The organism is Stenotrophomonas sp. STEN014 (genome assembly GCF_056760315.1).
In genome coordinates this window covers 79,246-97,254 of the sequence record NZ_JBRREN010000003.1, presented here as the reverse complement: position 1 = coordinate 97,254, position 18,009 = coordinate 79,246, and the positions used below count along the sequence as shown (strand labels likewise).

The window sequence follows — 18,009 nt, the reverse complement described above, 5'->3', positions numbered from 1 at the left end:
ACGACGGGCGCCGCCGCCCGTCCGGCGCTTGCCGATTCCCGGCCCGGCAGGGCTTGCGCATTTCCGCCCCGACCCGGCCATTTCGGCAATGGACAACGCGCCGCGCGGCAACGATCATTGCCGCCTTATTGCGCAGCAGCATGCACACAGCAAAGGGCTGTGCTAAAAAATCTACCACCAATAGTTTAGATCGATCCAAATCGACAAGTCACTACCGATCGAAAAATTTCAGGGAACCGCCACGTCCGGCACCACCGTCATCCGGGCCGAACGCGGCGGCTTCACCGCGCTGTTTTCCCTCGAAATTTTAGATCGATAAAAATTCTTTACACAGACACCGAATTCAATCCAGGAGAGGGAGAGAGCGCCATGAAACACAAATCACTGCTGCACAGCCGCGACGCATTGTCCGCGGCGATCGCCACCGCACTGTTTGCCGTAGCCATGGTGCCGGCCAGCGCGTTCGCACAGGACGCCGCGGCCGATGCCACCACGCTCGACAGCGTCACCGTCACCGGCTACCGCTACGCGATCGAGAAGAGCCTGGAGCAGAAGCGCGACGCCAACGCCGTGGTCGAAGTGATCACCGCCGAAGATGTGGGCAAGTTCCCGGACAAGAACGTGGCCGACGCGCTGCAGCGCGTGCCGGGCGTGATCATCAGCCGCAGCGGTGGCGAGGGCAAGAACGTCAGCGTGCGCGGCCTGGCCTCGGACCTGACCCTGACCCAGCTCAACGGCAACTTCGTCGCCTCCTCGGAAACCAACAACGAAGCCTCGCGCTCGTTCAACTACACCCTGCTGCCGTCGAACATGCTCTCGGCCGCCGAGCTGTACAAGACCCCGGAAGCCCGCATCGACGAAGGCGGCATCGGCGGCACCGTGATCCTGCGCACCCGCCGTCCGCTGGACATGGAAGCCAACTCCGGCTTCGCCTCGGTCGAGTACACCTCCTCCGATACCAGCAGCGGCGTCGACCCGCAGGCCTCGGCGATGTACTCCTGGCACAGCGATGACGAGCGTTTCGGCGTGCTGGTCGGCGCGACCAAGCAGAACCGCAACAATCGCAGCATGGAAGTCAGCACCGAAGACTGGCAGTGGTACAGCGACCGTGTCGATGCCAACGGCAACATCATCAACGACTTCGTCTGGAACCAGCGCGGCACCACCAAGCATCCGCCGGTCGACGTCAACGGCAACCCGCTGCCGGATGCCTCCAAGTTCTGGGGCGCCTCGGGCATCTATGACCAGAACGGCGGCCACTACTCCGGCTTCTTCATGCCGACCTCGGTCAACTTCGCGGTCAAGGACGAGAAGCGTGAACGCACCGGCGGCCAGCTGACGTTCCAGTTCAAGCCGGTCGACAACGTCACCATGACCGCCAACTACTTCCGCTTCGAGCTGGAAGGCAACTACACCCAGAACATGCTCAAGGTGCCGGAATGGAACCTGGCGCGCGTGGCCGGTGACGGCAACTGGGAAACCGGCCGCCTGCTCAACGGCTTCACCCTGGATCCGAGCGGCACCATCGTCACCGGCGCCGAGTACGAGAAGCTGGCCGGCAAGACCTACATCTGCAGCGAAGACCAGGCGGCGGCCGCTGGCCTGCCGGGCGGCGGCTGGGGTCCGGACGACTGCACCGTGCCGACCCCGCAGCTGACCGGCACCTACAGCCGCGAGAAGGCGCTGTCGCAGACCGCCGACCTGTCCATCGACTGGGACATCAGCACGCTGTGGAAGGCCAGCTTCGGTGGCGGCCGCACCTGGTCCGAGGGTGGTCCGTCGATGAGCTTCCGCACCGCCGCCAAGCCGCGCCGCAAGGTCGATGGCCAGTGGCAGGCCGGCAACCAGTTCACCTCCTGGGACATCACCGGCACCCCGTCGGTGCAGTTCTCGCCGGACCTGCAGGACCAGCTGATGGCGGGCGTGGCCGAGATGGACACCGGCTCGACCGATTCGTCGTGGATGCAGACGAGCATGGAGCAGAACCACTTCCAGGCCGACTTCACCAAGCTGTTCGAGGCCGGCTGGCTGGATTCGATCCAGTTCGGCACCAAGTACAGCGACAGCAAGATCCACCGCAACACCGGCAACACCTACTGGGTGTGCCCGGGTACCGATCCGAGCAACTACGACGACAACCGCTACCAGGCGGGCTGTGATCCGACCGCCGGCGACGCCCAGCCGGGCTTCTTCCTGTCCAAGCCGATCGGCAACATCGCCGGTGGTTTTGACGCCAACATCTTCCCGGGCATCAACTACCCGGCCTACATCGAGTACCTGAACAACAAGTACGGCGGCATGCACAACCGCCGCGAGTCGGACTTCGTCTACAACGTCGAAGAGAAGGTCAACTCCGGCTACTTCCAGGCCAACTTCCGTACCGAGCGCCTGCGCGGCAACGTCGGCCTGCGCGTGGCCCGCACCAAGCAGCACGCCGAGTCGAGCGATTCGGTCGAGCGTTTCAACGACTATTTCGCCGACAACGCCAGCGGTGCGCCGATGGCCTGTACCGATCCGGCCGCCGCCGGCCTGGTCGGTCACACCTGCGAAAGCGGTTTTGTGCGTCTGCCCGACGCGCTGGCCCGCGAGAAGAGCTACGTGATGGCCTCGCTGGACAAGACCTACACCGACATCCTGCCCAGCTTCAACATCGCCTGGGACATGACCGACAACGTGGTGCTGCGTGGCGCCGCCTCCAAGGTCATCGCCCGTCCGAGCTACACCTCCATCGCCTACCCGGGCGGCCTGACCTACTACTCGGAGGAGTACAGCAACGACCGTCGCGTCGCCGGCGGCGCGCCGAACCCGGGCTGGTACGGTTCGGGCAGCAACAAGGGCCTGGATCCGTTTGAAGCCATCCAGTACGACCTGAGCGTGGAGTGGTACTTCCAGCCGGGCGCCGTGGCCGGTCTGGGCGTGTTCCGCAAGGATGTGAAGAACTTCACCGTGCCGGTGGTGCGTGACCTGCAGATGTCGGTCGACGGCCAGACGGTGACCGTGCAGAACTACTCCACACAGGCCAACGGCCGTGATGGCGTCTCGCAGGGTATCGAAGCGTACGGCCAGTACACCTTCGATTTCGGTCTGGGCTTCCAGGCCAACTACACCTACAACGACACCAACCTGGCTTCGGTGGAGATCGACGGCGAGAACATCGGCTCCTCGCCGCTGGTGGGCAGCGCCAAGAACCAGGCCAACTTCACCGTGTTCTACGAGAACAGCAAGTTCCTCGCGCGTGCCTCGTACAACCGCCGTGGTGAAATCGTCGGTGGCCTCAACAACGGCTTCACCTCCTACTCCGAGCCGTACGACCAGCTGGACCTCAACGCGGCCTACAACATCCGCGAGGACCTGACGGTGACCGCCTCGGTACTGAACGCCACCAAGTCCGAACAGCGCGTGCACCTGGGCAACGACACCAAGGCGCGCCTGCTGTCCAACAGCTACACCGGCCGCCAGCTGTACCTGGGCCTGAACTTCAAGTTCTAAGCCCCGGCTCCCGTACCCTCGGGTGCGTGACCTGCAACACCCGACAGCCGCGCTGGCTCCAGCGCGGCTGTTTTTTTTGCCGATCGCCTGCCGCGGGCCGCGTGCCGATCGATACGGTGCGCCCGGGCGCTTACGTCAGCGGCGTCATCACCGCGGTCCGATAGGCCGGGCGCTGCTGCAGCCGCGCATACCAGGCGGCCAGATGCGGCAGCTCCGGGCGCTGGATGGGCATCTGGAACCACGCATAGGCGAAGGCCCCCAGCGGGATATCGCCCATCGCGAAGCGCTCGCCCGACAGCCATGGCCGCTGTGACAGTTCGGCATCGGCCAGCGCCAGCAGCTCGCCACAGCGCAGCAGCGCGGCGGCGATCCGCAATTCATCGCGATCGGCCGGCGCGGTACGCACCACGCCCCAGAACAGGTCGCGGAAGGCCACCGCGAAGCTCGAGCTGGTCCAGTCCATCCACTTCTCGCTCTGCGCGCGTTCGGCCACCTCTTCCGGATACAGGCTGCCCAACGCATAGCGCGCGGCCAGATAGCGCACGATGGTGTTCGATTCCCACAGCGGCAGGCCGTGATCCTCGATCACCGGCACCAGGCCGTTGGGATTCATCGCCCGGTATGCGGCCGTATGCGTGCCGCCAAAGGCGCCGCCGACCTCGATCGATTCATAGGGCAGGCCGATCTCCTCGGCACACCACAGCACCTTGCGCACGTTGCTGGAATTGCGCCGTCCCCAGATTTTCAGCATCTGGGTCCCTCCCGTGGTGTGAGCGGCTCCCTCATGCCGGCGTTCAGCGCGCGCCCTTGCGCGGCAGCACCCGCACCGAGCTGGTCTTGCCTTCCTTCTTCAGCTCGAACAGGCCCACCGCCGTCAGCAGATCACTGAGCTTGCGGTAGCCGTAATTGCGCGAATCGAACGAGGCGCGGTTGGCGATCTGGTTGCCCACCGCACTGAGCTTGGCCCAGCCCTGGTCATCGGCGGCCGCATCGATCGCACCGCGCAGCAGATTGAGCAGGCGGCTGTCACCGCGCAGCTCGTTGCCCGGCCGTGGCGTGATCGGTGCTGCCGGTGCCGGATCGCCGGTGGCTTCAGCCTCCGCCGGCGCCGCGGTGTGCGCCGTGGTGATCACCGGCTCCGGTTCGTCATTGCCCAGCGCTTCCAGGTAGGTGAACTTGGAACAGGCGTTGACGAAGGCCAGTGGCGTCTTCTGCTCGCCAAAACCATAGACCTTCACCCCGTCGGTCAGCAGGCGCATCACCAGCGGGGTGAAATCCGCATCGCTGGAGACGATGGCAAAGCCGTCCAGGTTGCGCGCGTACAGCAGGTCCATCGCATCCACCACCATCGCCATGTCCGAGGCGTTCTTGCCCTTGGAATAGGCGAACTGCTGGATCGGCCGGATCGCGAACTCGTGCAGCACGCTCTCCCAGCCCTTGAGCCGCGGATTCTTCCAGTCGCCATAGGCGCGGCGCACATTGGCCACACCGAACGCGGCCACCTCGACCAGGATTTCATCGATCTTCGATGCCGGCGCGTTGTCGGCATCGATCAACACGGCGATACGCTTTTCAGGGTCGGACACGGCGCTGCTCCACGGCAATGGACGGCCCCCGAGTATCGACCATCGCCGGTTCACGCCCCATCAGTGCGATGATCGCCAGTGACTGTCGTTCCCACCCGGCCGGTCCGCCGGCCCCGACCGGAGTCCTGCATGTCGCGCGTTCCCCATCTTGTGGTCATCGGCGGCGGCTTTGCCGGTTTATGGGCCACCCGTGCGCTGGCCGGTGCAGCGCTGCGGATCAGCCTGATCGACCGCCGCAACCACCACCTGTTCCAGCCGCTGCTGTACCAGGTGGCCACCGCCGGACTGTCGGCCCCCGATATCGCCGCACCACTGCGCCACATCCTGGGCCGCCAGCACAATGCCGAGGTCCGGCTGGGCGAGGTGGTGGCGATCGACAGGCAGGCCCGACAGGTGCGGCTGGGCGATGGCAGCCGGATCGGCTACGACCTGCTGGTCGTGGCCTGCGGCGCCACCCACGCCTACTTCGGCCATGACGAATGGGCCGGCGACGCGCCCGGACTGAAGACCCTCGACGACGCGCTGGCGCTGCGCCGCAAACTGCTGCTGGCCTTCGAACGTGCCGAGGCCGAACCGGACCCGGCGCGCAAGGCCGCCTGGCTGAGTTTCGCCATCGTCGGCGGCGGCCCCACCGGCGTCGAGCTGGCCGGCACCCTGGCCGAAATCGCCCGCCACACCCTGAAGAACGAGTTCCGCCACATCGACCCGGCCGCGGCCAAGGTCCGCCTGGTCGAAGCCGGGCCACGGGTGCTGTCCAGCTTTCCGGAAGTGCTCTCGCTCAAGGCGCGGCGGCAGCTGGAGAAGCTCGGCGTGGAGGTACTCACCGGCACCGCCGTCACCTCAATCGATGACCACGGCTTCACGTGGGGCGACACCCATATTCCGGCCCGCACGGTGGTCTGGGCCGCCGGCGTGGCCGCCTCGCCGCTGGCACGGACCCTGGACGTACCGCTGGACCGCGCCGGGCGCGTACGGGTGCAGCCGGACCTGACCGTCCCCGGCCATCCGGAGATCTTCGTCGCCGGGGATCTGGCGGCAATCCAGCAGGACGATGGCCGTCCGGTTCCCGGCGTGGCACCGGCGGCCAAGCAGATGGGCCGCTACCTGGCCACGGTCATCCAGGCGCGACTGCGCCATGCGCCGGCACCGGCGCCTTTCCGCTACCGCGACCAGGGCAACCTGGCCACGATCGGGCGCATGGCCGCCATCGTACATCTGGGCCGGCTGCAGCTGTCGGGCGTGCTGGCGTGGTGGTTCTGGCTGGCGGCACACGTGGTGTTCCTGATCGGCTTCCGCAACCGGCTGGTGGTGCTGTTGAACTGGGCGGTGGCGTACTGGAGCTACCAGCGTGGCGCGCGGATCATCTTCGGCGATGCCGACAGCGGTGCCGGAGAAGAAGCCACACCGCCGAGCGCCGGGATGCATGCCGGCGATCGGCCGCATACCGATGCCCCGCCGTAAACCGCGGGCATCGGCATGCGGCTCACAACCGGCGAAAACGGCAACGGCCCGGAAGTCCCGGGCCGTTGCCTTTTCACAGCGATATCGCGCCGATCAGGCGGCGAACAACGCCTTCATCTTTTTCAGCGCATTGGCCTCGATCTGGCGGATACGCTCTGCCGACACACCGTACTCGTCGGCCAGCTCCTGCAGCGTCACCTTGCTGTCGGCATCGAGCCAGCGGCGGGCGATGATGTCACGCGAACGCTGGTCCAGCTTGGCCAGACCTTCGCGCAAAAGCTGCATCTGGTTGTCTTCGCTGTCCTCGCGCTCGTAGGCCTGCGACGGGTCTTCCTCGCGGGCGACCAGATAGGCGGCCGGTGACGGCGGCGCGTGGTCGTTGTCCTCGTCCGTCGGCGCATCAAAACCGATGTCACGGCCGGACAGGCGCGATTCCATTTCCATCACTTCGCGCTCGGACACGTTCAAGTCCTTGGCCACCGCGCTGACTTCAGCCGCGTTCATCCAGCCCAAGCGGGTCTTGGACTTGCGCAGGTTGAAGAACAGCTTGCGCTGCGCCTTGGTCGTGGCGACCTTGACGATGCGCCAGTTCTTGAGGATGAACTCGTGCATCTCGGCACGGATCCAGTGCACCGCGAAGGACACCAGGCGCACACCCATGTCCGGGTCGAAGCGCTTGACCGCCTTCATCAGGCCGATATTGCCTTCCTGGATCAGGTCGCCCAGCTGCAGGCCGTAACCGTTGTAGCCGCGGGCCACATGCACGACGAAGCGCAGGTGCGAATGCACCAGCTCGCGGGCCGCATCCAGATCCTGCTCGTCACGGAAACGGCGCGCCAGTTCCTGCTCGTCATCGACCGACAGCACCGGGATCTGGTGCACGGCACCGATATAGGCGTCCAGCGAACCGAGCGCGCTGGGAATCGGGAGATTGTTTGCCACAAGGGCAGTAGAGGTGTTCTGGCTCATAGGACCTCATCTTAGCAGTCGGACTATTGGACTGCTGAGTACAGAAAAAGTTCCAGCGTTCTGTTTTTGTCGCAGAATTCACAGTAAAAGCTGAATGGGCGACCGCGACGCAGGAGCATTCCAACAGGTCCTACCGTAGCAAAGCCAACGCCACCGCGATATGACAGGCATCAAGGAGATTCAGACAGCAGTGAACCCGGCTTCCAGCATCTGGCGCGATGGCAGACCCCAGTCGACCGGGCCCAGCCCGCGCCGCTGCAGGTAGTCATTGGCCTGGGAGAAGTGACGGCAGCCGAGGAAGCCGCGATGCGCCGACAACGGCGACGGGTGCGGCGCCTTGAGCACGCGGTGGCGGCGGGTGTCGATGACCTTGCCCTTCTGCTGGGCGTAGGCGCCCCACAGCAGGAATACCAGCCCCTCGCGCTCGCGGTTGAGCACATCCACCACGTGATCGGTGAATCCTTCCCAGCCGCGGCCCTGGTGCGCGCCGGCCTTGCCCTCTTCCACCGTGAGCACGGCGTTGAGCAGCAGCACGCCCTGGCGCGCCCACGGCAACAGACAGCCGTGGTCCGGGCGCGGAATGCCCAGATCGGTCTCGATCTCTTTATAGATGTTGAGCAGCGAGGGCGGCACCGGCACGCCCGGCGGCACCGAAAAGCTCAGGCCATGGGCCTGGCCATAGCCGTGATACGGGTCCTGCCCCAGCACCACCACCTTGACCTGCTCGAACGGCGTGGCCTCGAACGCGGCGAAGATCTGCGGCCCGGGGGGAAACACCTGCGCGCCGGCGGCCTTGCGCTGGCGCAGGAACGCGGCCAGCTCGCGCATGTCCGGGCGCAGCAGCCAGTCGCCGATCCTGGCCTTCCAGCTGGATTCAAGCTGGATCTGCGCAGATGCCGCTTCGCTCACAGCACCACGACCGGCTGGGAAAGCCGTGCCAGTCGCAGCTGGAACAGCACCTTGGTCACCAGCAGGCGTTCTTCCACCGGTTTCTGCACCAGATCATTGGCACCGGACTGCAGCAGCGCCGACTGGTTGTGCGGATTGCTGTCGCCGGTCATCACCAGCACCGGCAGACGGCGCTTGCCATAGCCGAAATCGACGCGGATGCGCTCGACCACGTCGCCCCCGTTGAGCTCGCCCTTGAGGGTGACGTCGGTCAGCACCAGGTCGATGCGACGCACGGTGCGGCCCAGCGATTCGGCCGTCAGCAGCGAGAACGCGTCCTCGGCGGTAAGCACATGCACCACCTGCAGGTCGTGGCGTTCGAGCATGCGCTTGGTCGCCTCGGCCACCACCCGGCTGTCTTCCACGTACAGCACAGTGGCGCCGGGCACCGGCTCAGGCTGCACATAGCCGCGGATGAAGGTCGCCAATGCCTCGTGGCCCAGCGATTTGTCGAAATAGTCGGTGACGAACTCGGTGAAACGGCGCTGCTCCAGATGCTGTTGGGCATCGCCGGAGACCACGATCACCGGCACATACGCCTGCGCCGCGGTTTCGCGCACGCTGCGCGCCAACGCCAGGCCATCGCCATCGGGCAACGCCAGCGACGTGGTGACCAGATGCACCGGGCCGGCGGCCAATGCCTCGCGGGCCTCGGCGATGCTCGCGCAGCCGATGACATCCACATCCGGCAGCTCGCGCTTGAGCACATCGGAAATGAGCCGGCGGACCAGCTTGGAACCATCGACCACCATCACCCGCGGGGCGTCACTGATCAGATGTTTAAGTTCTTGCGCTCGCATGCGGGCCTCAGGTTTCGGTCGGGCGAGTCTGCCTGAGGAAGTGGCCGGTCACCAGCCATGCCCCCAGCCAACCCAGGATCGTCGTCGCCACCAGCACCATCACCGAATGGAACAGATCCAGCCCATGCAGCACGAACGGGCTGCCATAACTTTGAGAAAGCGCAGCCAGCGGCGGCCGCAGCGCCAGCCCGCAGACGCCGATCAGCGCCAGCGCGACCAGCCCGGCACCCAGTCCGTACCATGCGCCCAGATAGACAAACGGGCGGCGGATGAAGCCGTCACTGGCGCCGAGCAGCTGCAGCACGCCGATCTCCTCGCGGCGGGCCTGGATATCCAGCCGCACGGTATTGCCGACCACCAGCGCCGCGCCCAGCCCGAGCAGCAGCGACAGCACCTGCACCAGCCGCGCGCCGAAGCCCAGCCAGCCGTCCAGCCGTTGCCGCCACAGCGCATCGTGCTGGACCAGATCGGCCTGCGGCAGCGCCTCCAGTGACTTGGCCAACGCCGCATCATCGCCATGGGCGGGGGTGACGATCAGCAAGGTCGGCAACGGATTGTCGCCCAGCGCATCGATCGCCTCGCCCAGCCCGGCGCTGTGGCGCAGCTCGGCCAATCCTTCATCGGGCGAACGCACCACCACCTGCGCCACATCGGCGTTGCCGCGCAGCGACTGCACCACGGCCTGCGTGGCGGCTGCATCCAGATCCGGCTTCAGGAACAGGTTGATGTCGCGCGACTGCTGCACGCTGCCGGAAAAATGCTTGAGGTTGTCCAGGGCGATGGACAGGCCCAGCGGCAATGCCAATGCCAGCGCCATGACCGCCACCGTCAGCAGGGTCGCCCAGGGCTTGCGCAGTGCACGCCCGAGGCTGAACACCACACTGTGCAGGTGATGGCTGATCCAGATCCCCAGCCGCGAGGGCGCGGCCACTGCGCTGTTGGCGGGCTTGTTGGGGGTACTCACGCTCATTCGGCCAGGTCCTGCGGCGAAATGTCATCGACCAGACGGCCGTGATCGAGGATCAACACGCGCTTGCGCATCTGTTTGAGCAGGGCCAGGTCATGGCTGACCACCAGCACGCTGGTGCCACGCGCCGGCAGTTCGGCGAACAAGGTCATGATTTCCGCCGCCAGTGCCGGATCCAGATTGCCGGTCGGCTCATCGGCCACCAGCAGCCTGGGTTCGGCCACGATCGCGCGGGCGATGCCCACGCGCTGTTGCTCACCGGCCGACAGCTGCGTGGGCAGGGCCTTCTCGCGATGCCCCAGGCCCATCCGCTCCAGCACCGAGCGCACGCGCTTGTCCGCATCGGCGCGACGATCACCGCGCAGAATCAACGGCAAGGCGACGTTCTCGCCGACGCTGCGGTCGGTCAGCAGGCGGTGATCCTGATAGACCGCGCCGACCTGGCGCCGGTGCAGGGCGACCTTGCCGCCGCGCACCTTCAGCAGATTGCGCTCAGCGAACAAAACCGCTCCGCGCGTGGGGCGCTCGCTCAGGTGGATCAGCTTGAGCAGGGTGCTTTTGCCTGCCCCCGAATGCCCGGTGACGAACAGCATTTCGCCGGCAGCCACCTCGAAGCTGACATCCACCAGCGCCGGATGGCCACCGGCATAGTGTTTAGTGACATTGTCAAAACGCAGGACGCTCATGCGGCGATTATGCCGGAGCGCGGCCCGCGTGCGCCGCCCCACTGCGAGGCGGCGCGGAGACCACGGCGATCAGCTGCCCGACAACATGCGGCGGATCTTGCGGCCCAGCCGGGTCAGGAACGAATCGGCCTCGTTGCCCGCCGTGCGCATCGGCTTGGCCGGCACCTGGGTGGGACCATTGCTCGGCGGCGCCGTGGTGGTCGCGCCTTCGGCACCTTCGACCGGACGGCCATGACGGCGACGGCGACGCTTGCGCGGCGCGCGCTCACCCTCGACGGCCGGGCTGTTGGCCGCCGACGGCGCCTCCACGGCGGCCGGACGCGGCGGCCTGGGCGCGGCATCGGCTGCCTTGTGCTCACCTTCCACGCGCGGCTTGCGCGGTGGGCGCGGCTTGCCATCGGCACCACGGCTGCCACCCGGCTTGCCATCACGACCACCGCGACGGGCCTCGTCGGCCGCCTTCTGCTCGCGGGCCTCGCGGAAAATCGCACCCACGCTTTCCTCGGCCTCGCCTTCGGGCAGCGGCGCGCGTTCCGGACGCGGCAGCGCGGTCATCAGCTCGCTGGTCACCGCTTCAACCGGAATCTTCTGCTCGATATAGGCCTCGATATCCGGCAGACCCATCGCATAGCGCTCGCAGGCGAAGCTGATCGCATCGCCCTCCTCGCCCAGACGCGCGGTGCGGCCGATGCGATGCACGTAGTCTTCGGCGTCGAACGGCAGGTCGTAGTTGTAGACGTACTTGATGCCATCAATATGCAGACCGCGCGCGGCCACATCGGTGGCCACCAGCACTTCCAGCTGGCCGGCCTGGAACCGCTTGAGCAGGCTTTCGCGCTTTTTCTGCGGCACGTCACCGGACAGCACACCGACGCGGTAACCGGCTTTTTCCAGCGCACGGGCGACGCGCTCGACAAACACCTTGGTATTGACGAACACCATGGTGCGGGCGCCTTCACTGCGCGACAGCAGGCCGATCAGCAGCGGCAGCTTTTCCTCGTCGGCCGGGAAGTAGATGCGCTGGCGCACGCGGTCGGCGGTGATGCTTTCGGTCTCCACCACCAGCTTCTGCGGCTCGTTCATGTGCTCGTAGGCCAGCTCCAGCACACGGTGGCTCAAGGTGGCGCTGAACAGCAGGGTCTGGCGCGTGGTGCGCTCGGGCATGCGCCGCAGCAGGAAGCGGATGTCCTTGATGAAGCCCAGGTCGAACATGCGGTCGGCTTCGTCCAGCACGCAGATCTCGCAGGCGTGCAGCGAGACCACCTTGTGTTGCTTGACGTAGTCGATCAGGCGGCCGGGGGTGGCGATGATCACGTCCACGCCCTGCTGCAGCAGCTCGCGCTGCTTGTCGTAATCCACACCGCCGTAGACCAGCGCAAAGCGCAGCCCGGTGTCGGCGGTGAACTTCATCGCGTCCTTGTGGATCTGGATCGCCAGCTCGCGGGTCGGCGCCAGAATCAGCGCGCGCGGGTCTTCCGGCTTGCGATCGGCCAGCGCCGGACGGGTCAGCAGGCGGTTGCACACCGCCACCAGGAAGGCCAGCGTCTTGCCGGTGCCGGTCTGCGCCTGGCCGGCCACATCGCCGCCGGGCAAGGCCACCGGCAGGGTCAGCGCCTGGATCGGGGTACAGCGGGTGAAGCCAGCTCCTTCAAGGCCTGCCACCAGCGAGGGCTGCAGGTCGAAGGAGGAAAACGTCACATCGGTCAGCGGTTTGTCGCTCATTATTCTGTCTTTGTTGTGCCGGCCGGCCAAGGTGGCCGGGCAGCTTGCATCGATTCGGGTGCCGTCGCACACTGCGGCCCCTGCGCCGGGTCGCGTGACGTTGGGCCCTGCCCTGTATGTCTACGCGAATGCCCCAGTTTACCGCAATGCGACGGCCAACCCGGCACGGGTAGTCGCATTGCACCAGGAGACTCCAAAGTGAGCGATAAGGTTTTACACGTCGGCGATGCCGACTTCGACACCGCCGTCCTGCAATCCGGCGAACCGGTCCTGGTGGATTTCTGGGCTGAATGGTGCGGCCCGTGCAAGATGATTTCCCCGGTTCTGGACGAGCTCGCTGATGCCTACGACGGCAAGCTGAAGATCGCCAAGGTCAACGTGGACGAGAACCGCGCCACCGCGGTGAAGTATCACGTGCGCTCGATCCCGATGCTGCTGCTGTTCAAGGATGGCCAGATCCAGGCCACCCAGATCGGCGCGGTCGGCAAAGGCCAGCTGAGCCAGATGATCGACAAGGCCCTGGCCTGATCAAGCGGCAAGGTCCGGCGGCTGTCCGCCGCCGGCCCCTCCGGGCCTGCCATATGCCGGCCCAACAAGGTTTCCCGGCATCTTGCACCGCCACACTGGGCGGTGTTAGTGTCGCGACATCCGGCAGCATTCGCTTGCCGCACCCTCCGGTCGGGTTCTAGCCCGGACCCTTCCCAACCAGTTCGCCGCCCCGCAGGGCGCTCGCACATCCAAGCGAGAGGAATCAAGCACTTGTCCGAGAACACTCCTTCCGAAACCGGGAGCACCGACGCGCCCGTCGAGAAGCGCGTGCGCAAGCCGCGCGTTGCCAAGACCGTCGAAGCCAGCGACACCAGCGCTCCGGCAGCCTCCGCACCGGCCCAGCCGGCATTGCCTTTGCCCGCCGCACCGCCGGCTCAGGCTCAGGCTCAGGCTCAGGCCAGCGAATCATCCGCACCGGCCACCGGCTCTGGCAGCCATGAGGGACCGGCTGCTGCATCCAGCGGTCCGCAGGACGATGGCGGCGAGCCGCGCAACAGCGATGGCCAGCAGCGCCAGGGCCAGCACAATGCGCAGGGTCAGGGCCAGGGCAACCGCCGTGACCGCTTCCGCAACCGTCGCGACCGTGACCGCAACCGCCCACGCGATGACGGCGGCATGTCCGGTGACGGCGGCAATGAGGTCTACACGCCCCGCTCGATGCCGAGCGTGCCGGAAGGCTTCCCGGTCTATTCGCTGAGCGATCTCAAGCGCATGCCGGCGCACAAGCTGCTGGAAGTGGCCGAGCAGCTGCAGATTTCCGAAGGCGTGGCCCGCGCCCGCAAGCAGGACGTGATCTTCGCGCTGCTGAAGGTGCTGACCCGTCACGGTGAAGGCGTTGCCGCCGATGGGGTGCTGGAAATCCTGCCCGACGGCTTCGGCTTCCTGCGTGCGGCCGAGGCCAGCTACCTGGCCGGTCCGGACGACACTTACATCTCGCCCAGCCAGATCCGCCGCTTCAACCTGCGCACCGGCGACCATATCTCCGGCCGCATCCGTTTTCCGAAAGATGGCGAACGCTACTTCGCGCTGAACATCGTGGACACCATCAACGGTGAGCCGATCGAAGCCTCGAAGAACAAGGTTCTGTTCGAGAACCTGACCCCGCTGTTCCCGCGCAAGCGCTTCACCCTGGAGCGTGGCAACGGTTCCTCGGAAGACATCACCGGCCGCATCCTCGATCTGATGGCGCCACAGGGCAAGGGCCAGCGTGCGCTGATCGTTTCGCCGCCCAAAGCCGGCAAGACGATGCTGATGCAGCAGGTGGCCACGGCCATCACCACCAACCACCCCGAAGTCCACATGATCGTGCTGCTGGTGGATGAGCGCCCCGAAGAAGTGACCGAGATGCAACGCACGGTGCGCGGCGAAGTGGTTTCCTCGACCTTCGACGAACCGGCTGCGCGCCACGTGCAGGTTGCCGAAATGGTGATCGAGCGCGCCAAGCGCCTGGTCGAGCACAAGAAGGACGTGGTGATCCTGCTGGACTCGATCACCCGTCTGGCGCGTGCCTACAACAACGTCGTGCCCAGCTCCGGCAAGGTGCTGACCGGCGGTGTCGATGCCAACGCCCTGCACCGCCCGAAGCGGTTCTTCGGTGCGGCGCGCAACGTCGAGGAAGGCGGTTCGCTGACCATCATCGCCACCGCGCTGGTGGAAACCGGCTCGAAGATGGACGAGGTGATCTACGAGGAGTTCAAGGGCACCGGCAACAGCGAAGTGCACCTTAACCGCCGTATCGCCGAAAAGCGCGTGTACCCGGCCATCGACATCAACCGTTCCGGCACCCGCCGCGAAGACCTGCTGATCGAACCGGAACTGCTGCAGAAGATCTGGATCCTGCGCAAGCTGCTGCACCCGATGGACGAGATCGCGGCGATGGAATTCCTGTTGGACAAGATGAAGAACACCAAGTCCAACGACGAGTTCTTCGGCTCGATGAAGCGCTGATTCCTTCACCGGGATCGCGACTGAAAAGCCCCGCGAACGCGGGGCTTTTCATTTGCCCGCGTGACGCGGGCGCCACCTGCTGCGGGTACCCCGGACAGTACCGGATCGTGCAATCAACCGCCGTGCAGTGGCGTCAGCAGCCGCGGCCCCTTGGCATCGGCCATGTAAACGCCACCTTCGGGCAGCGTATCGGGCGAGAAGTGGGCTTCCTGCGCAGCATCACGCCATGGCGCGGATTCGCGCGGACCGGCCACGTAGCTGTTCCACTGCCCGTACCCGTCATGCTCCCGCGGCACCGTTCCCGTGCTCAGCCGGTAACTCACCGGCACGCGGATGTTCCAATACGGCTGTGATGCGGTTTCTCCCGTGGTCGGGGTACGGAACGTCCATCGCCTGGCCGCTGCCACCGCGTTGCGCGCAAACAGCTCCCGGAAACGCCGCTGCTCGGCAGCGCTGCTGAGGAAGCCAAGATTCACCTGCTCGGCAAACGCATCCTCCACCTGGCCATTGCGCCCGACCCTGACCAGCAGGTAGACATCACCGGATGCGCCGGTGCGCCACGCCTGCTCCGGATAGCGAGGTGGCGGCATGTCCAGACTAGCGACATTCTGCGGATCCTCGGAATCGAAGCGCTGGAAATTCACCCCCCGCAGGGCGACTTCAAAACTGTCGCCCTCCCCTTTGCGGGCAATAACACGCAGGCTCATCGGCGCGATGGCCTTGACCACGGCGCCCTCCACCACGATCGGCTCGAAGCGCCACTGCAGTGCCGCCTCGCGTACCAGCGTCACTACCCCGCGGGGCAGTTTCTCTTCACGATGCAGCGTTACCGCCGAGACCGTTCCATCGGTTTCGATCTGCACTTCTCCCCGCACCAGCATGCTGCTTTCCACTTGCTCGCGCACAGCGGCCGGCCCGTAACCCGCCGCCGTGGCCACCAGCGGCGTCGCCAGCAGCACGACACCGGCCAATCCCATCGCCCGGAACCAGTTCTTCATCACCACACTCCCTTGAGGTTGCTGTGCGCCGATTACAGCCCGGATGGGTAGCCGCGGCAACTAGGCGATCCGCAGCGCACGCGGATACGGCGGTGTATCGGGAAACTCCCCGCGCCTGAAACGCGCCTGCAGCCCCTGCCACCAGGCCGGATCGAACAGGTCGCGGTGCGTTTCAGCAACCAGCTCCTGTAGGGCCTTGGGCAAGCTCATGAACAGCGGAAAACGCTCCGGGAACACATCATTGGCGGCGACATGGAACCACGGTTCGCTGGCCAGGGCCTCCTCGTGATTGCGCGGCGCCGGCCAGGCGCGGAAGTTGCAGTCGGTGACCAGGCACAGCTCGTCGTAGTCGTAGAACACCGCACGGCCATGACGCGATACGCCGAAGTTCTTCAGCAGCATGTCGCCGGGGAAGATGTTGTTGCAGGCCATGTCACGGATCGCTTGTGCGTAATCCAGCGCGGCCGCGCGCGCCGCATCGGCCCCCTGCTCGCGCAGATACAGATTCAACGGCCGGAACCGGCGTTGCACATAGCAAAGCGCAATCTCCACCTCGTCGCCATCGATGTGCACGCTCTGGCTGCACTCATCCACCAGCTCCTGCAACAACGCCGGTGCGAAACGCTGTCGCGGGAAGCGCAGATGGCGATAAGGCTGTGCATCCAGCAGACGGCCGATGCGGTCCAGGTTGAACACCAGCGCGTACTTGTCCTCCACATCCTGCCGGCTCATGGTCTTGGGCCAGGCGAAACGGTCGCGGATCAGCTTGAACACCAGCGGATAACTGGGCAGCGTGAACACCGACATGACCATGCCCGGCGTGCCTTCGGCATGCACCAGCAGCTCGTTGTGGTGCTGCTGGAAGTGGCTGAAGAAGGTGCGATAGCGCTCGGTTTTGCCCTGCTTGGCCCGACCCAGCACGGTGTAGATCTCATCCACCGGTTTGCCCGGCAGGATGCTGCGCAGGAACACCACCGCGTCAGCCACGGTGGGCAGATCGGCCTGGAAGTAGCTGCGCGAAACCCCGAACAGATGCGCCACATCACGCCGCCGGCTCAGCACCGCCTCCACGCGGATGCCGTCGCCCTCATTGACCAGGGCAATCACACACGGCGAGAAACGGTGCTCGCCAAACACCCGACCGACCAGATAGGCGCGGCGCTCGCGGTAGAACACGGTTTCCAGCAGCTCGATCGCACGCACCGGATGGGCGCCCCAATGGGCCAGATCGTCCTGCAACCGCACCGCGATGGCGGCCGCACAGCGCAGTTGATGACGGTAGGGAACATCGAAGGCGTAGTCGCCCAGCAGCCGCGAGAACACCTCGGCCGGGCGGTTTTCCGATACTGCATACACATGCCGCGCCACCGGATGGGTGATCGCATCGGAGGGCTCGATATCCAGCGCCATGAACTCGATGCTGTCCTCCACCCCGCGGGTTGCGAACAGGCGCCGGGTCAGGGTGTTGTAGAAGGTCTTGTACAACTCGCCGTCGATACGGGTATCGATCAATGCGGCAAAACCGGTCTTCACCTCTGCCCACAGCGCATGCGAGGGCGCCGCCCCCTGCTGCAGCCCGTCCAGTTGCTGTCGACAGCGCGCGATGCATTGATCGTACAGCGCGATACGCTCCACCGCGTCGCGCTGCGCGCCGGCCCAGTCGCACACCTGGAAGCGCTCGCGCGCGCGGCGCGTCACCTGCGCAAACCCCGAGTGGTAGTCCTCGAATCCACGCACGATGCACGCGGCCAGCCGCTGCGCCTGCCCTTGCTGGTCGGCAGATGCACTCATCCCTGCGGCCACCGTTGAGGCAAGGCGGCGGTGCAACCGTGGAAACAGCAGAACCTGTTCATGCGCATGCTTATCCAGTCCCGTGCTGCGACCATA

The 18,009-nt window shown here is 65.8% G+C and carries 14 protein-coding genes; 4 read left to right on the top strand and 10 right to left on the bottom strand.

What is annotated here, in order from left to right; all coding sequences use genetic code 11:
- Window positions 1-369 precede the first annotated feature (369 nt).
- Window positions 370-3,489: a TonB-dependent receptor gene (locus tag ACVOMC_RS05440; RefSeq protein WP_481523128.1), complete on the top strand. Its 3,120-nt coding sequence runs from the start codon at window positions 370-372 to the stop codon at window positions 3,487-3,489.
- Between the two features lie 130 nt (window positions 3,490-3,619).
- Here the strand turns inward: ACVOMC_RS05440 and ACVOMC_RS05435 are convergent, their stop codons facing one another.
- Window positions 3,620-4,240, bottom strand: coding sequence for a glutathione S-transferase family protein (locus tag ACVOMC_RS05435; RefSeq protein ID WP_481523127.1), 621 nt, complete (start codon window positions 4,238-4,240; stop codon window positions 3,620-3,622).
- A gap of 43 nt (window positions 4,241-4,283) precedes the next feature.
- Window positions 4,284-5,075 (bottom strand): NYN domain-containing protein, encoded by a 792-nt coding sequence (locus tag ACVOMC_RS05430; RefSeq protein ID WP_481523126.1) that lies wholly within the window; start codon window positions 5,073-5,075, stop codon window positions 4,284-4,286.
- 129 nt (window positions 5,076-5,204) lie between these two features.
- Between ACVOMC_RS05430 and ACVOMC_RS05425 the strand changes: the two genes are divergently transcribed.
- On the top strand, window positions 5,205-6,536 hold the full coding sequence (locus ACVOMC_RS05425) for an NAD(P)/FAD-dependent oxidoreductase (RefSeq protein WP_481523125.1): 1,332 nt from the start codon (window positions 5,205-5,207) through the stop codon (window positions 6,534-6,536).
- A 93-nt stretch (window positions 6,537-6,629) separates the two neighbouring features.
- Here the strand turns inward: ACVOMC_RS05425 and rpoH are convergent, their stop codons facing one another.
- From rpoH to rhlB, 6 genes are all read right to left on the bottom strand, one after another.
- Window positions 6,630-7,505: an RNA polymerase sigma factor RpoH gene (gene rpoH, locus ACVOMC_RS05420; RefSeq protein ID WP_481523124.1), complete on the bottom strand. Its 876-nt coding sequence runs from the start codon at window positions 7,503-7,505 to the stop codon at window positions 6,630-6,632.
- 180 nt (window positions 7,506-7,685) lie between these two features.
- Window positions 7,686-8,414 (bottom strand): uracil-DNA glycosylase, encoded by a 729-nt coding sequence (gene ung, locus ACVOMC_RS05415; RefSeq protein WP_481523123.1) that lies wholly within the window; start codon window positions 8,412-8,414, stop codon window positions 7,686-7,688.
- Entirely contained in the window at window positions 8,411-9,253 is an 843-nt protein-coding gene (locus tag ACVOMC_RS05410; protein WP_481523122.1) for a response regulator, read from the bottom strand. The genes ung and ACVOMC_RS05410 overlap by 4 nt, the downstream gene beginning before the upstream one ends.
- A 7-nt stretch (window positions 9,254-9,260) precedes the next feature.
- Window positions 9,261-10,223 carry a permease-like cell division protein FtsX gene (gene ftsX / locus ACVOMC_RS05405; protein ID WP_481523121.1) on the bottom strand — a complete coding sequence of 321 codons (963 nt, stop codon included), beginning with the start codon at window positions 10,221-10,223 and terminating at the stop codon, window positions 9,261-9,263.
- A complete protein-coding gene (ftsE, locus tag ACVOMC_RS05400) occupies window positions 10,220-10,906 on the bottom strand; it encodes a cell division ATP-binding protein FtsE (RefSeq protein ID WP_054659484.1) in 687 nt (228 codons plus the stop codon). Before ftsE ends, ftsX begins: the two co-directional genes overlap by 4 nt.
- Before the next feature lie 69 nt (window positions 10,907-10,975).
- Window positions 10,976-12,628, bottom strand: coding sequence for an ATP-dependent RNA helicase RhlB (gene rhlB, locus ACVOMC_RS05395; RefSeq protein ID WP_481523120.1), 1,653 nt, complete (start codon window positions 12,626-12,628; stop codon window positions 10,976-10,978).
- Between the two features lie 198 nt (window positions 12,629-12,826).
- On the opposite strand from rhlB, the gene trxA reads away from it, so the two are divergent.
- Together trxA and rho are read left to right on the top strand one after the other, a co-directional pair.
- Window positions 12,827-13,156, top strand: a complete 330-nt coding sequence (gene trxA, locus ACVOMC_RS05390; protein ID WP_057506258.1) for a thioredoxin TrxA — start codon at window positions 12,827-12,829, stop codon at window positions 13,154-13,156.
- Between the two features lie 288 nt (window positions 13,157-13,444).
- Entirely contained in the window at window positions 13,445-15,124 is a 1,680-nt protein-coding gene (gene rho / locus ACVOMC_RS05385) for a transcription termination factor Rho (RefSeq protein ID WP_481523324.1), read from the top strand.
- A gap of 113 nt (window positions 15,125-15,237) precedes the next feature.
- Here rho and ACVOMC_RS05380 read toward each other — a convergent pair whose 3' ends face one another.
- Both ACVOMC_RS05380 and aceK read right to left on the bottom strand, forming a co-directional pair.
- On the bottom strand, window positions 15,238-16,122 hold the full coding sequence (locus tag ACVOMC_RS05380; protein WP_481523119.1) for an energy transducer TonB: 885 nt from the start codon (window positions 16,120-16,122) through the stop codon (window positions 15,238-15,240).
- Between the two features lie 60 nt (window positions 16,123-16,182).
- Window positions 16,183-17,913, bottom strand: a complete 1,731-nt coding sequence (aceK, locus tag ACVOMC_RS05375) for a bifunctional isocitrate dehydrogenase kinase/phosphatase (RefSeq protein WP_481523118.1) — start codon at window positions 17,911-17,913, stop codon at window positions 16,183-16,185.
- Window positions 17,914-18,009: the final 96 nt, after the last annotated feature.